The 14,115-nt window shown below is 38.7% G+C and carries 16 protein-coding genes; 7 read left to right on the top strand and 9 right to left on the bottom strand.

What is annotated here, in order from left to right; all coding sequences use genetic code 11:
• Window positions 1-63 precede the first annotated feature (63 nt).
• The 6 genes from ftsA to gshB form a co-directional block, all read right to left on the bottom strand.
• A complete protein-coding gene (gene ftsA, locus ACG9ZL_RS16650) occupies window positions 64-1,326 on the bottom strand; it encodes a cell division protein FtsA (protein WP_419360828.1) in 1,263 nt (420 codons plus the stop codon).
• 63 nt (window positions 1,327-1,389) lie between these two features.
• Window positions 1,390-2,244, bottom strand: coding sequence for a cell division protein FtsQ/DivIB (locus tag ACG9ZL_RS16645; RefSeq protein WP_419360826.1), 855 nt, complete (start codon window positions 2,242-2,244; stop codon window positions 1,390-1,392).
• A 4-nt stretch (window positions 2,245-2,248) separates the two neighbouring features.
• Complete coding sequence (locus ACG9ZL_RS16640) at window positions 2,249-3,178, bottom strand: D-alanine--D-alanine ligase (RefSeq protein WP_336952463.1); 930 nt, start codon at window positions 3,176-3,178, stop codon at window positions 2,249-2,251.
• Window positions 3,179-3,259: 81 nt separating this feature from the next.
• A complete protein-coding gene (gene murC / locus ACG9ZL_RS16635; RefSeq protein WP_336952465.1) occupies window positions 3,260-4,708 on the bottom strand; it encodes a UDP-N-acetylmuramate--L-alanine ligase in 1,449 nt (482 codons plus the stop codon).
• Window positions 4,709-4,721: 13 nt separating this feature from the next.
• Window positions 4,722-5,819, bottom strand: coding sequence for an undecaprenyldiphospho-muramoylpentapeptide beta-N-acetylglucosaminyltransferase (murG, locus tag ACG9ZL_RS16630; protein WP_336952467.1), 1,098 nt, complete (start codon window positions 5,817-5,819; stop codon window positions 4,722-4,724).
• A gap of 303 nt (window positions 5,820-6,122) precedes the next feature.
• The gene (gene gshB / locus ACG9ZL_RS16625) at window positions 6,123-7,067 is read right to left on the bottom strand and encodes a glutathione synthase (protein WP_419326941.1); all 945 of its coding nucleotides are present in this window, start codon (window positions 7,065-7,067) and stop codon (window positions 6,123-6,125) included.
• Between the two features lie 110 nt (window positions 7,068-7,177).
• Between gshB and ACG9ZL_RS16620 the strand changes: the two genes are divergently transcribed.
• The 3 genes from ACG9ZL_RS16620 to ACG9ZL_RS16610 are packed head-to-tail and all read left to right on the top strand — an operon-like array spanning window position 7,178 to window position 8,847.
• Window positions 7,178-7,378 (top strand): DUF3565 domain-containing protein, encoded by a 201-nt coding sequence (locus tag ACG9ZL_RS16620; RefSeq protein WP_336952596.1) that lies wholly within the window; start codon window positions 7,178-7,180, stop codon window positions 7,376-7,378.
• Between the two features lie 40 nt (window positions 7,379-7,418).
• Window positions 7,419-8,120 carry a class I SAM-dependent methyltransferase gene (locus ACG9ZL_RS16615; protein WP_419360824.1) on the top strand — a complete coding sequence of 234 codons (702 nt, stop codon included), beginning with the start codon at window positions 7,419-7,421 and terminating at the stop codon, window positions 8,118-8,120.
• Window positions 8,121-8,136: 16 nt separating this feature from the next.
• Window positions 8,137-8,847, top strand: a complete 711-nt coding sequence (locus ACG9ZL_RS16610) for a VanW family protein (protein WP_419360822.1) — start codon at window positions 8,137-8,139, stop codon at window positions 8,845-8,847.
• A gap of 2 nt (window positions 8,848-8,849) precedes the next feature.
• Here ACG9ZL_RS16610 and ACG9ZL_RS16605 read toward each other — a convergent pair whose 3' ends face one another.
• A complete protein-coding gene (locus ACG9ZL_RS16605) occupies window positions 8,850-9,383 on the bottom strand; it encodes a hypothetical protein (protein WP_336952475.1) in 534 nt (177 codons plus the stop codon).
• A 75-nt stretch (window positions 9,384-9,458) separates the two neighbouring features.
• Window positions 9,459-10,109 carry an orotate phosphoribosyltransferase gene (gene pyrE / locus ACG9ZL_RS16600; RefSeq protein WP_336952477.1) on the bottom strand — a complete coding sequence of 217 codons (651 nt, stop codon included), beginning with the start codon at window positions 10,107-10,109 and terminating at the stop codon, window positions 9,459-9,461.
• Window positions 10,110-10,149: 40 nt separating this feature from the next.
• Between pyrE and ACG9ZL_RS16595 the strand changes: the two genes are divergently transcribed.
• Both ACG9ZL_RS16595 and ACG9ZL_RS16590 read left to right on the top strand, forming a co-directional pair.
• Window positions 10,150-10,968: an exodeoxyribonuclease III gene (locus tag ACG9ZL_RS16595; protein ID WP_336952479.1), complete on the top strand. Its 819-nt coding sequence runs from the start codon at window positions 10,150-10,152 to the stop codon at window positions 10,966-10,968.
• A 511-nt stretch (window positions 10,969-11,479) separates the two neighbouring features.
• Window positions 11,480-11,836: a Spx/MgsR family RNA polymerase-binding regulatory protein gene (locus ACG9ZL_RS16590; RefSeq protein ID WP_419360821.1), complete on the top strand. Its 357-nt coding sequence runs from the start codon at window positions 11,480-11,482 to the stop codon at window positions 11,834-11,836.
• A gap of 65 nt (window positions 11,837-11,901) precedes the next feature.
• On the opposite strand, the gene ACG9ZL_RS16585 is transcribed toward ACG9ZL_RS16590, so the two are convergent.
• Window positions 11,902-12,333 carry a DUF2147 domain-containing protein gene (locus tag ACG9ZL_RS16585; protein ID WP_336952482.1) on the bottom strand — a complete coding sequence of 144 codons (432 nt, stop codon included), beginning with the start codon at window positions 12,331-12,333 and terminating at the stop codon, window positions 11,902-11,904.
• A gap of 153 nt (window positions 12,334-12,486) precedes the next feature.
• Here ACG9ZL_RS16585 and ACG9ZL_RS16580 point away from each other — a divergent pair, with 153 nt between their 5' ends.
• Together ACG9ZL_RS16580 and ACG9ZL_RS16575 are read left to right on the top strand one after the other, a co-directional pair.
• Complete coding sequence (locus ACG9ZL_RS16580) at window positions 12,487-13,401, top strand: alpha/beta hydrolase (RefSeq protein WP_419360819.1); 915 nt, start codon at window positions 12,487-12,489, stop codon at window positions 13,399-13,401.
• Window positions 13,402-13,734: 333 nt separating this feature from the next.
• A complete protein-coding gene (locus ACG9ZL_RS16575) occupies window positions 13,735-14,061 on the top strand; it encodes a hypothetical protein (RefSeq protein ID WP_419360817.1) in 327 nt (108 codons plus the stop codon).
• The last annotated feature ends 54 nt before the right edge of the window (window positions 14,062-14,115 follow it).

Below are 14,115 nucleotides of genomic sequence, written 5' to 3'. Positions count from 1 at the left end.
AGCTTGTCAAGTATTGGACAGAACACTTACAACTTCCTAACAATATTCCCCAAAAAACCACACCTAAAAAATACCTTTTAATTTGTTATTTAAGGCATTCCAACCACTCACAATCCGATCAAAGAATGGTCTTCCACCTTGAACTTCAGGCTCATCAATCGCCTCTTGCATGTCACTTTGACTAAACAATAGTAGCCCTGCTGCCGTAGCATACATTGAACGACGTAAAGATGGTAAATTCTGATCATCGGTCACCACTTGTAATGGTGGATTGCCTAAGTGTGCAGAGATACCCAACATACGACGAGCCAATGTCACCATGCCTTCAATCTGACAAACTTCACCTGTCAGTACTACACCATGATACAAACTTTGTAGTGCACTACGTTGTTCTAATTCGTATCGGACTTTACTTAAGATATCTTCATAGCGTGCGATAATAATTTCAGTCAACTCAATACGACTAATGGTTTGTGGGCCATCAATTGCCTCAAACTGAATCATATGATCTGGTTTGACTTGATGAATATCGACACAACCATGCAGTAACTTAATCCGTTCAGCTTCTTCAGTTGTGGTTTGCAGCACAGTTGCAATATCACGTGTGACATTTTCACCACCACATTGAATGGTATGGGCTAATGCCAAATGCCCTTCAATATAGACCGCAATATTGGTCGTTCCAGCACCGATATCGAGCAAACAAACGCCATATTCCTTTTCATCTTTAAGCAAACTACCTTCTGCAGTTGCTAAACAAGACACCACCATTTTTTCAACCGAAATATTGGCACCTTTCATTGCACGATCCAAGTTCTGCATGGTACTGATTGGCATCATCATCAATTGATAATGGGCTGTCATACTATTGGCAGATAAATTGATTGGGTTCTGCACCCACTCACTCGAATCATCCAGCTCAAAACCTAAAGGTACTGCACTTGCTAAGTAATGATCGGCTGTCATATGGCTGGCTTTAGCAAGCTCTAATGCACGCACCATTTCAGTTGTAGTAATGGTATGTTCTGAATTTGAAATCGGTGTACGACCAATCGCATAATGGCTTTGTAATTCGGTGCTTGGAATTGAAACCCAAGCTGAATGAATACGACACTCAGCCATATCTTCAGCTTCTTGAACGGCTTGTTTAATTGCATTTGTGACTTTATCAAGGCTCACAATTTTGCCTTTATTCATTCCTTTATTGCGTGCGCTTGCCATGCCAATAACCTGAATATTATCAGGGGCATGTACTTTACCAATCAGTACTGAAACTTTATGTGTCCCAATGTCAATTGCAACAACTGAGGGAACAGCTTCATTCATCACTTTGCTACCATTATCTTCATTGTTTATGTTTGGCTATATGCCTCTTTTTCAAGCCACGTATTATGGCTGTGCAACCATCCCACCTGCAACGCTTATGTCATTACTGGTTACAACAAACTGACCATTCACAATCTTTGGCGAAATAGAATTTCTCCATTGAATTGCCAAACCATTTCGATAGCGCAAATCAATTGCGGATATATTCGACCAAGGTGGTTGCAAATCTGTTTGAGCCAAGTGACTTAAACGTTGTAGCTTACTCATGGTCTGATCTTGATCTACAATCACCCGTAGCCCTGAATCAAACTGCATAAACCAAGTCATACGTTCAGTAAGATAAAGCTCTTTTAACCGTAAATTGACTGGGTGAAATAATTGATTAATTTCATTATAGCGACGCATCATGACTTTGGATTGGCTGAGTGGCCCATGAAGCAATGGCAGGTTTGAATAATTCTTCGCCACCGCTTCTGAGTAGACATCTCCAGCATCACTGAGTAATCGCCCGGTTCCCCAACGTGCGATTGCATGACGTGGCATAATTCGCACGCGAATACCATTTGGCCATGCTCGAGAAACCACGACACGATCCACCCATGATACTTCAAGTGCTTTATCTCGAATCTGTTCTAAATCCGAGGTGAAATAATTATTCTTAACAACAGGTGACAAATGTTGTGTAATCGCTTGTGACTCTACCGATGAGGTAGTACCTACCACTTGAAGGGTGGCTACCCGAGCATCAGTAATCACTTTATACAGACCATAGATTCCTGCAAATAACACAGCCATAGCAATAACCATAAGCAACCAGCTTCCCACGTTGAGAAGCTTTTCCTGACGTGTTGGCGGCCTATCGTGTATTGATGTAATTGCCGCACGTTTGCGACGCATCGAAGCAGGAAGTTGAGCCATAAACTTAGTGTGCTTGTTCCGTGAGTGTTTGCGCTAAAATCGCAACACACAGTTCATCAAAACTATAACCTACAGCTTTTGCAGCTTTAGGAACAAGCGAGTGACTGGTCATACCTGGTACAGTATTTACTTCTAATAACCAGAAATTACCTTGTTCATCTAACATCGCATCAATCCGCCCCCAACCACTAGCACCAACTGCTTGGAAAGCGCGTAAACACAATTCCTGTAAGTTCTTTTCTTCTGACTCACTTAAACCACATGGAATACCATATTCCACGTCATTACGGTTATATTTTGCTTCATAGTCATAAAATGCAACATCAGCAGGTGGTTGCAAACGAATGACTGGCAGTGGCAAACCATTAAGGAAAGAAATAGTATATTCCCGCCCCGTGATCCATTTTTCCGCCATCACAACTGCATCATGTATTGTGGCTTTTTCAATTGCAGCAGTAAGATCTTCAGCTTTTTCAACCTTACTCATACCTACACTAGAACCTTCATGTACAGGCTTAATGATTAGCGGTAAACCAAGGCTTTCAATCACTTCATTTAAATCAGAATCTTTAGAAATAATACGATAGGGTGCCGTCGGTAAATCTGAACCTTGCCAAATTTGTTTGGTTTTAACTTTGTCCATCCCAATAGCGGAGCCCTGAACACCTGTACCTGTATACGGTACATTCATCCATTCTAATACGCCTTGGATTTGACCATCTTCACCACCACGACCATGCAACACAATAAATGCACGATCATAACCTACAAGTTCCGTCACACTACGCTCTTGTGGATCAAAGCCTTCCGCATTCACCCCCGAACGTAATAATGCTTCTAAAACAGCTTTACCACTATCTAATGACACCATACGCTCAGCAGATTTCCCACCAAGCAACACCGCTACTTTGCCGAATTTAGAAGCATTTGACACGTTTAAATCCTTAAACTTATAAGTTAGTCAATTTAATTTCTAGGCTTTATTTAAATCCAAGTTTAAACAAAACCAAATCAATTATTTTAAATACAGTTGATTTTGAGCCAATTCTACAGAAATTGCTCCCACGTTACCCGCACCTTGTGTTAATAACAAGTCATTCGCTTGTAACACTTTTTGTATCGCGTTCTGTAAATTACCTTCCACTGGATCAATCAAAATCGGTTCAACTTCCCCACGCAAACGAATACTCCTCGCTAAAGAACGACTATCTGCACCAACAATCGGTTTCTCACCTGCAGGATATACTTCTAACAATAATAATTGATCGACTTGTGACAACACATCTACAAAATCATCAAAACAGTCACGAGTACGACTATAACGGTGTGGCTGAAACATCATTACTAAACGGCGATCTGGATGGCTGGCACGTGCAGCTTTAATGGTTGCTTCAACTTCTTTCGGGTGATGGCCATAATCATCAACCAGTTTTACAGTACCTTCATCCAATTCAAACTCACCTTGAACTTGGAAACGACGACCTACACCACTAAAGCTTTCTAAGGCACGTGCAATCGCAGCATCAGACACACCTTCATCCGTTGCAATACCAATCGCAGCCAATGCGTTTAGAATATTATGTAACCCTGGAAGATTGATAGTTAAACGTAATGGCTCACGACCTTTACGTAATACGGTAAAGCTTGACTGCATACCGACTTGTTCAACATCAATTGCTCGAATGTCATTGTCTTCATTAAAACCATAGGTCAATACTGGACGACCAATACGTGGCATGATTTCACGAATATTGGCATCATCACCACAGACTACAGCCAAGCCATAGAACGGCATTTTCTGTAAGAACTTAATAAAGGTGTCTTTGAGTACATCAAAACTACCCCCATAGGTATCCATATGATCTGCATCAATATTGGTGACAATGGCCGCCATAGGCTCTAGATGTAAGAATGACGCATCTGATTCGTCTGCTTCAGCGACAATAAAACGACTGGCACCCAAAGCTGCGTTAACACCCGTACGATTTAACAGACCACCGATCACATAAGTTGGATCCATGTTTTCTTCTGCCAGCATGCAGGTCACTAAACTGGTTGTCGTGGTTTTACCATGGGTTCCTGCAACAGCGATACCATGACGGTAACGCATCAATTCACCCAACATTTCTGCACGACGAACTACCGGTATACGGTTTTCAATTGCTGCTTTTACTTCTAAATTTTCAGGGTCGATTGCAGTAGAGACAACCAGTACATTTGCACCTTTAATATTGTCTGCAGTATGTCCAATAAAAACTTTAATTCCATTTTCTTCAAGTTGAGCCGTCGTTTTTGATGCCTTAATGTCAGAACCAGAAACCTTATAGCCTTGGTTTTTCAATACTTCTGCAATACCACACATTCCAGCACCACCGACACCCACAAAATGGATATGTTTAATACGGCGCATCTCTGGAATTTTAATTAGGTTTTTTGCTTTATCAGCAGGGCTTGTTGGAGACATAATCAACTCTAACTTACAAATCTTGAATTAAACCAACCACACGTTGTGTTGCATCTGGTTGAGCTTGTTGACGAGCTTTTACCGCCATTTCCATTAATAATTGGCGGTTCATCAACGGTGTTAATAAATCCTTTAATGAATCTGGAGTCATGCTCTGCTGCGGACAGATTTTCGCAGCACCTGTTTTCTCCAAAAATCTTGCATTGGCAGTTTGGTGATCATCTACCGCACTTGGTAATGGCACAAATACAGCCGCCACACCAGCAGTCGCCACTTCAGTGACCGTCAATGCACCTGCACGACAAATAATTAAATCTGCGTTGCTATAGGCCAATGCCATATCTTCAATAAATGGCTGAACTTCAACCTGTATATTTTCAGGTGCATCCGCATATAAAGCCTGTGTGATCTCTTGCTTGTTTTGCCCACATTGATGAAACACTTTTAATGGAACATCAAATTGTTTTAAGGCTTGAGGGACACACTCATTCAAGGCTTGCGCACCCAAAGAACCACCAACAATTAAAATATGTAAGGGTTCAGTCGCATTTTCGCGTTCTTTATAACGAAAAGAAGGATTATAAATTGCAGTAATTTCTGCCCGTACAGGATTACCTGTCGTCACAATTTTTTCACTTTTCGGAAAAGTATCTGGAAAAGCCTCGCAGACCTTTTTAGCAATTCTTGAAAGTTGAGTATTGGTAAAGCCTGCCACTGCATTTTGTTCGTGAATAATTACAGGAATACCCAACAAACGCGCAGCCAAACCGCCTGGCCCCGCAACATAACCGCCAAAACCAGCCACTGCATCAACATTGAGCTGTTTCATATAGCGCATCGCGCTCAAAGTTGCTTTTAAAATCTTAAATGGTGCAGCTAATTTACGTACAATTCCATTGCCACGTACACCTTGAATATCAATTTGATAGATTGGAATATCATGTTGTTTTAAAAGTCGATTTTCCATACCTGTCGGAGTCGCCAACCAAGACACTTGGCTGCCTTGCTGTTGCAATTCTTTTGCAACTGCCAGTGCAGGGAATACATGTCCACCTGTACCTGCCGCCATCATCATGATGTGTTTAGGTGTGCTTTGCTGGGGTTCGGTCACGGTCTAATTCTTCAATGCAAAAATAAATATTAACGAATGTCTTAAACAACCAATTGTAATCACAATCCGCTATGGGGAAAAGTTTATTTACTTTTTTTCACCAAGCCTTTCATTGTTTTTTTCTACTGATTTGAAAGTTTAAACTACTTTTATCATTAATCTGTTAAAAAAAGTGGAATTAAACGTTATTTTTTTATATTTCTCGATGATTTATCATTTTTATAGCCAATCGACAGCAAAAAATAGAGCCATGCACGACTCTATTTTTTAGTTGAGATTTAGAATGCAGTATCCCAGCTTAAATTAAGCTGAGTGACCTGCTTCTAGCACATCAAACAAATCATCTGCAATTGAAGTACCAAATTGATCATCAATTTCGCGAATACAGGTTGGACTGGTGACATTGATTTCAGTGACATAATTTCCAATCACATCTAATCCGACAAAAACCAAGCCTTTTGCTTTTAAGAATGGTCCAACTTTGGCTGCGATGGCTTTGTCATTTTCAGTCAATGGACGAGCTTCACCCAAACCGCCCGCTGCCAAATTCCCTCGCACCTCACCATTTTGAGGAATACGAGCCAAGCAATAAGGTACCGGCTCACCATTAATCATCAAAATACGTTTATCACCATCCACAATTTCAGGGATATAACGTTGTGCCATAATCGGTTGTGTGCCATTTTCAGTTAAAATTTCAATGGTTGAGCCAATATTGACGCCATCTTGATATAAACGGAAGATCCCCATTCCGCCCATACCATCTAGTGGCTTAACAATAACGTCACCATGTTCTTTTAGGAATTCACGAATCAAACTTTGTTGTGAGGTCACTAAAGTGGGTACTTGTAGCTCTGGGAATTGGGTCGCAAATAGTTTTTCATTACAATCACGCAAACTTTGTGGTTTGTTAATAATCCACACCCCTTCACGCTCTGCCTGTTCCAAAATATAAGTGGTATAAACAAAGTTCATGTCAAAAGGCGGATCTTTACGCATCAATACCACATCATAAGCTGCAAGTGACTCTTTGGCTTTTTCACCTAACTCATAATAGTGATCGTAATCTTGAAAAACCTGAAGCGGTGTAATCAAACCAAATGCTTTGCCCTGATCAATATACAAATCTTGTTGTAATGCATAGCCTAACTCATGCCCTCGACGTGCAGCCGCCCATAACATTGCCATTGTTGAGTCTTTTTTCAGGTTTACACTTTCGATGGGATCCATCACAACAAGTACGCGCATATTGATGCTCTTATAAAATTTTGGATTGAATGCAGTATAGCGGAGAATGTAGTGTACTTTTTCGAAATTTCGCTAAACTCTTAGCAATTATTGTGAATATGATGATCGAAATGCAACAAGCCATTGTGGAATTTCATTTGGGTGAGGAGCAACATTATGTGGCTGAACTTGCATGTGGGCATCAACAACATGTGCGTCATCTTCCTCCTTGGCAGAATCGTCCGTGGGTGTTGACAGAACAAGGACGACAGGAAAAAATAGGCATGTTTTTAGCGTGTAAAACGTGTGATCTTCAAAAAAATAGTTTATAAGTTGAATTAGTTTCTATTCGTCAATAAAAAGAGTTATTCAATGTCGAATCAACCTGACTCAGAGATTAAAAATTACTATAACAAACTTGCGCATGACTACGATAACAACCGTTTTAACAACAGTTACGGGCAATATTTAGACCAACAAGAGCGGGTTTTTCTCAAGCGTATTCTAAGTAAAACAGCACCTACATATTGTATGGATATTGGTTGTGGTACAGGTCGTTTACTCGATTATGCAGATTACGGTGTAGATTTCAGCCCTGAAATGCTGAAAGTCGCAAAAGAAAAATATCCACATAAAATCTTGCTTGAAGGGACTCTGACTGAAATTCCAATCGAAAATTACCAGCTTGAGGTGATTTATAGCTTCCATGTGATCATGCATCAAGACCATGCAACCACAGAACAGTTTCTGAATGAGGCGCATCAAAAATTAAGACCCAATGGCAAGCTTATTTTTGATTTCCCCTCCGCCAAACGTCGACAAGCTGTAAAGCATCAACAACAAAGCTGGCATGCTGCTCATCAAATGACATTGGTAGAGATTGAAAAGCTGCTTGGCACTCAATGGAAGCTGGTTGAAAGTCAGGGCTTTTTATTTTTCCCTATCCATCGTATTCCAACGATTTTACGCCCACTGTTTAGAAGCCTAGACAGCTTGATGTGCAATTCATTTTTAAAAGAATATGCATCATACTTGGTTGTCGTTTTAGAAAAACAACCGTCAGTAAACAATTAGAATAAGCAGGTGGAATATGCGGCAATATTTACCCAAATCATGGAAACTGCTTTATCAGTTATTACGCAGGTATTGTCGTGAACACCTTTTCTCGAAGCTACAGTTTGCCTTAAAACATCAAACACTGTGGCAATCAGACCAACAAATTTCAACCCAACAAAGCATCAATATAAATCGTTATTTTGAAAATAAAACCTATAACATTGATCTCGCGATTCAGAGCATAAATGGCTTGGTTATTGAGCCAAATCAAATCTTTTCATTTTGGCATTTGGTAAAAGCTCCGACTTTTAATAATGGCTACAAAACAGGACGTAATCTGGTCAATGGAAAAATTGCAGAAGATCTGGGTGGTGGAATCTGCCAAATTTCTTGTTTGCTCTATATCAATGCGCTAAAAGCGGGTTTAACTATCACGGAACGACATTCACATTCGATTGATATTTATCAGGAACATGAGCGCTTTACACCTTTAGGTAGTGATGCAACTGTGGTGTATGGCTATAAGGACTTACAGTTTCAAAATTGTTTAGATCAGCCACTACAAATTCAAGTTTTCAGACAGCATGACCAACTTGTCGCCAACTTGGTTGCTCAGCAGTATTTAAAGGAATACGCACTCAAATTTATTGTTGAAACGACTAAAACCCATCGGATTGTCAGTACTTTACAAGATCAAAAAGAGATTGAGCAAAGTATCTACTTGCTTAATTCTCATACTGATTAAGCTTATTTTTCTTGAAATTGTTGCTGGCTATTTTCTATCAAGTATTGATGCGCAGTACGTGGATCACGCGGTAAGGCGAGTTTGACACGACAGCCCAACTCGATATCATCTTTTTCAAACACAATGATTTCAGCATCTAGCTCGATCGGGCGACCAATTTCAAAATCGGTTTGGTCTAAACTTTCTCCCAACAAGTCTGCATACTTCTTTTCTAAGTGCCCAATGGTTAAATCTTGAATCATGACTTTAATTGAGTATTGCTGTCTCGAACATTCAGGTTCACGTTGAATACGTGATTTTTTGATATAACTGCTCTCAGATGCTCTTAACATCAACTCATTGATTAATTTTTTCTGGGCGTGCACATTGATATTTAAAACCAGCTCAAACTGTCCTAAACCTTTCCATTGAAATGGATATTGCCGAAAAAACATATCCCGCTCAAATTGGTAACGTTGCCAACGTCGTTGGTCGATATGTTTGACCAGCATAATGCCAAGTACAGCAACCACGACGATTATCAATAGAATGAACATTTAAAATGGCACCTAATCCTTTATAGTCCATAAAAATAAGGAGCTTATGCTCCTTATCTTATCCTTTTTTTTTACTTATATACCATATTTCACACGGTAAGCTTCCATTTTTGCTAAAGCATCTTGCTCACCTTTGGCATCAAGATAATCCATTAAGTCTTTCATGGTAATTAAAGCATGTACTGGAATCTCAAGTTCTTGTTGAACTTCTTGGATGGCAGACAGTTGACCTTGCCCTTTTTCTTGACGATCTAGCGCAACCAATACGCCTGCAATTGTCGCACCTGCATTTTTAAGAATTGTGACAACTTCACGAATTGCAGTACCCGCTGTAATCACGTCATCAATAATCCAGACTTTTTTGCCTTCTACTGAAGCACCGACCAACACGCCACCTTCGCCATGGTCTTTGGCTTCTTTGCGGTTAAACCCCCAAGGCACACTTACATCATGTACTTGTGACAAAGCCACAGCTGTTGCTGCAACAAAAGGAATTCCTTTATATGCAGGTCCAAAGATCACTTCAACGTTGTTACATTGTGTTAATTTATCTGCATAACCTTGAGCTAAAAGCGATAATGCTTCACCATCGTTGAGTAAACCTGCATTAAAAAAATAAGGGCTTACACGGCCTGATTTTAAAGTAAACTCACCAAATTTAAGCACACCACGTGATAATGCGAGTTCGATAAAAGCTTGCGGGTTAAACTGAGCTGGCGTTGACATGAGGTGCTCCAAAATTCATACATTGAGGTTATGACTGCGAATGATACCAAAGAGTAGCTATCCAAGTGATCAAAAAATTTTAAGAGTTGTCTCAATTAACGTAAATGGCTTACGTTCATCCGTCACAAAAGGCTTACTTGAATGGATGGAAAAGTCAGATGCAGACGTGATTTGTATCCAAGAAAGTCGTATTACGCATGAACAGTGGACAGATAAATTTAAACCTGACGGTTGGTTTACCCATCTGTTTCCTGCGGAAAAATCAGGCTATGCAGGTACTGCGATTTACAGTCGCTTGCCATTTAAATCGATCCAAAATGGTCTGGGTTTTGAACTCGCCGATAGCCAAGGTCGTTTTATTAGTGCAGAATTTGATGTCGGTTTAGCCAAACCTGTGCACATCTGCTCACTATATTTACCTTCAGGTTCATCAGGTGATGAAGCACAAGCCCGTAAAGATCACTTCTTAGAAGAATATCGAAAAATTTTAAAACAATGGCGTGATGAAGATAAGTCGATCATTGTATGTGGCGATTATAATATTGTGCATAAACGAATCGATATTAAAAACTGGTCAGGCAACCAAAAATCTTCAGGTTGCTTACCGCATGAGCGTGCTTGGCTAGATCATATTTATGATGAACTCGGCTATGTCGATACATTTCGTGAAGTGCGTAAAGAAGCTGAAGTATATTCTTGGTGGTCTAATCGTGGACAAGCGCGTGCTAAAAATGTCGGTTGGCGAATTGATTATCAAGCATGCTCACCAGACTGGAAAGATCGTACAGTCAATGCCTGGGTCTACAAAGATGAATGGTATAGCGACCATGCCCCTGTGATTATTGATTATCAAATTTAAATAGAAAATTGCTCAGTTTTTAAATAAGAATTGAGCAATTTTGTGAACAACTGTTCACTGATTATAGGGTAATAACTTACAAATTTTGTCGTGTTATCTTATATTTTCTTCATATCAACAAGCGCATTATACACGCACGGCACAGGGACATTGTCAGGATGACAGCAAAAGGATAGGACGCCGTAGGAAGAAAAGGAAATAAGTATTTTGAATATTTATTTTCCAAGGATGTGACATTGGACGTTGTAATGAGACCCGCATAATCAGGATGATTAGATGCGGGTTTTCTCTTTTTTAATTTCCTTTAGTCTCATTTTTTTTATTTTTTAGACTTAAATCATTTAATCAGCCAGTCTACTTGCTCGCTTAAATAAAATATTAAGCACAAATTGTTAAATTCTGATGACAACAATCATACCTTTTAAATATTTTTATCTATTCTTATACTGTATATATTGGCAATTTTGCTACTCTTTCTGTTAAATCAAACAATTGAATATTAGGTTAAGACATGTTGAAAATTTATGGAATCAAAAATTGTAACTCCATGAAAAGAGCTTTTGATTTACTGACTGAACTTGGCTTGAGTTACGAGTTTCATGATTATAAAAAACAAGGTATAGATGCAGAAACCGTTAAACAATGGCTCGATCATATTGGGCAAGATCTTGTGCTCAATAAAAAAGGCACAACGTGGAAAAAACTCAGTGAACAAGAACAACAACTGGCTTTGTCAAGTGAACAAGCACTCATCCAAGCGCTTACCACACATACCAGTCTAATCAAACGCCCTATGATTAATCAAAATGGCCAATATGTGGTTGGTTTTGATGAGGATAAAATTAAGGCTTTAAAACTTACAGCATAAAAATAATCGACCAATAAAAAGCCTGATCAATAGATCAGGCTTTTTATTGTGGTGAATCAATATACTTAGTTTGCACGTACCCAAGTTTGATTGCGGCCTAAAGCAGAAATACCCATATAACCACGTAACTTTAACTGATTACCAGCAAGCTCACCTTTGAGTTTATAGGTTTTGCCATTTTTAGGATCTAGAATCGTACCATTATCATAGCTTTTTCCACCGACATTTTTTAAACCAGTGACAATCGTTACACCTTTCAATGATTTATTGTGGTATGCACCCTCACATTTAGTACAAGAGTTTTCTTCACCTGGCGTTAAAACACTTTGAATTGCAGCCGTCAATGTTCCATTTTTTTGTTCAGTGAACTTTACAATTGCTTTTGGCTGCTTAGTTGTATCATCAATTGTTTTCCAAACAGTTCCATTCAGTGGATCTGCAGCATTTGCAAGAACTGTTGCTGATAATAAGCCTAATGCAAGTACAATTTTTTTCATTGTTTTGTTTTCCCTAGTCTAATTGACACTTTATAGTATTAAAAATTTACACCAATTTAGCAATTCTTGAATGTGACTATATAGTGTACCCTTGTAACAAGTGTTGGTGAATCAACAAAAATAAAGTCACAAATTTAACAATATGGAAGGAACATGAAGATTAACTCAGCTCTGAAACAATACATTACAGAATCTATTCTTAAATCTAGCTTCAAATTTCCAAGTCGTTTCAATCTTCCGCCCACAACTGCACGTTTCGGAATAGAACAACTTTCACGCGTTTTTCCGCAGCGTAAAGATGTGCAGATCCGTTCTTTACGCATTGCAGGGATTCGGGCAGAAGAAATTAAACCTCAAGCGCATACAACCCAAATGATTTTTCATATCCATGGTGGAGCGTTTTTTGTAGGCTCAATTAAAACCCATCGAGCTTTTTTATCTGAAGTTGCTACACGCACTCAGATGCAAGTTTTACATGTAGATTATCCGCTCGCACCGGAAAGTAAGTTTCCTGAAGCAGGTGATGCGATTTATGATATTTATCAACAACTTTTAGATCAAGGTGTGCAACCTAAGGACATCATTGTTTCAGGTGATTCTTGCGGTGCAAATTTGGCTTTAGCACTTGCATTACGAATTAAGGAAGAAAATAAACAACAACTTCCTAGCGCTTTAATTCTTATGTCCCCCTTCTTAGACCTAACTTTAACAGGTGAGTCTTTACGTTATAATCAGAAGCATGATGCTTTGCTTTCTATCGAAGCACTTGAGTCTGGTATTGACTTTTACGTACCGAAAAACTTGGACCGCTCCCTACCTCCTCTTTCGCCTATTTTCGGAGATTTTGAAGGACTGCCGCCAACTTTAGTGCAAATCGGCTCTAAAGAAATTCTTTTATCTGATGCTCAACGTTTTGAAAAAAAAGCCAAAGCTGCTGGGGTGAAAGTCAATTACAAGTTGTACACGGGAATGTGGCATAATTTCCAAATGTTTAGTCCATGGTTTGATGAGGCAAAACAATCTTTAGCAGATATTGCTGAATTCGCTCATAAAATCGACTGCGACTAACCTCGATATTTACTCAATGATGAACAACAGATCATTTAACAAACCAAACTGTTGTTCATTTTTAAAGATAAAATAATCAATTTAAACAAATCGTATATTTATTCAAATAATCGCATATCCGTCATTCGAACTATATGTATTGTCTGATCATTTTTATCGGGTTTTACAAATTCTAATATATTCTTAAACTATACTACAAAGTTAATCACATTTTTCAAAATTATGTATATATCCTTCAAGTATTTACTTAAACTTTAATTTGAGTTCAAGCCAATAAATTGCTACATTTAAGGCATCATACAATAAAAATCCAAGTACGGAATGGATTCGATTATGCGTAATAAAATTTATTCTGAAAAACGACGTAAAATTCATTCATTGTTCAATCAAGTATTGAAACACTCATTTATTGCCAAATTAATACATAAAAACCAATTGATTAATAATCTAGAAATTGATCCATATACGGGTATTTATAACCAATTTGCAATTAACACTTATTTAAAAGAGTTACATCCACAAAGCGAATCTAATTTTGGTATCGTTTTGCTCAGTGTTGATAATTTGTGTGAAATCAAAAATAAATACAACATTAAAATTGCTCATAAGGCTTTAGCAGGCAGAGTAAAACTTGAAGTGCGACATAAACCACCTAATTAATTTAAAGGGTTTATGGAGTATATAAAATTGTCATACCATCATCTTAACTTTGAA

Source organism: Acinetobacter legionensis (genome assembly GCF_048551735.1).
Taxonomy (GTDB): Bacteria; Pseudomonadota; Gammaproteobacteria; order Pseudomonadales; family Moraxellaceae; genus Acinetobacter.
This window is presented reverse-complemented; position numbering and strand designations above follow the sequence as displayed.

Bases quoted from the DNA above. Each gene is read 5' to 3' on its own strand.
- ACG9ZL_RS16615 (WP_419360824.1), top strand. From the start codon at position 7,419: ATGTCGAATCAACCTGACTCAGAGATTAAAAATTACTATAACAAACTT.
- ACG9ZL_RS16605 (WP_336952475.1), bottom strand. From the start codon at position 9,383: ATGTTCATTCTATTGATAATCGTCGTGGTTGCTGTACTTGGCATTATG.
- ACG9ZL_RS16585 (WP_336952482.1), bottom strand. From the start codon at position 12,333: ATGAAAAAAATTGTACTTGCATTAGGCTTATTATCAGCAACAGTTCTT.
- gshB (WP_419326941.1), bottom strand. From the start codon at position 7,067: ATGCGCGTACTTGTTGTGATGGATCCCATCGAAAGTGTAAACCTGAAA.
- murC (WP_336952465.1), bottom strand. From the start codon at position 4,708: ATGTCTCCAACAAGCCCTGCTGATAAAGCAAAAAACCTAATTAAAATT.
- ACG9ZL_RS16595 (WP_336952479.1), top strand. From the start codon at position 10,150: ATGATACCAAAGAGTAGCTATCCAAGTGATCAAAAAATTTTAAGAGTT.
- ACG9ZL_RS16620 (WP_336952596.1), top strand. From the start codon at position 7,178: ATGCAACAAGCCATTGTGGAATTTCATTTGGGTGAGGAGCAACATTAT.
- ACG9ZL_RS16590 (WP_419360821.1), top strand. From the start codon at position 11,480: ATGTTGAAAATTTATGGAATCAAAAATTGTAACTCCATGAAAAGAGCT.
- pyrE (WP_336952477.1), bottom strand. From the start codon at position 10,109: ATGTCAACGCCAGCTCAGTTTAACCCGCAAGCTTTTATCGAACTCGCA.
- ACG9ZL_RS16610 (WP_419360822.1), top strand. From the start codon at position 8,137: ATGCGGCAATATTTACCCAAATCATGGAAACTGCTTTATCAGTTATTA.
- ACG9ZL_RS16645 (WP_419360826.1), bottom strand. From the start codon at position 2,244: ATGGCTCAACTTCCTGCTTCGATGCGTCGCAAACGTGCGGCAATTACA.
- ftsA (WP_419360828.1), bottom strand. From the start codon at position 1,326: ATGAATGAAGCTGTTCCCTCAGTTGTTGCAATTGACATTGGGACACAT.
- ACG9ZL_RS16575 (WP_419360817.1), top strand. From the start codon at position 13,735: ATGCGTAATAAAATTTATTCTGAAAAACGACGTAAAATTCATTCATTG.
- ACG9ZL_RS16580 (WP_419360819.1), top strand. From the start codon at position 12,487: ATGAAGATTAACTCAGCTCTGAAACAATACATTACAGAATCTATTCTT.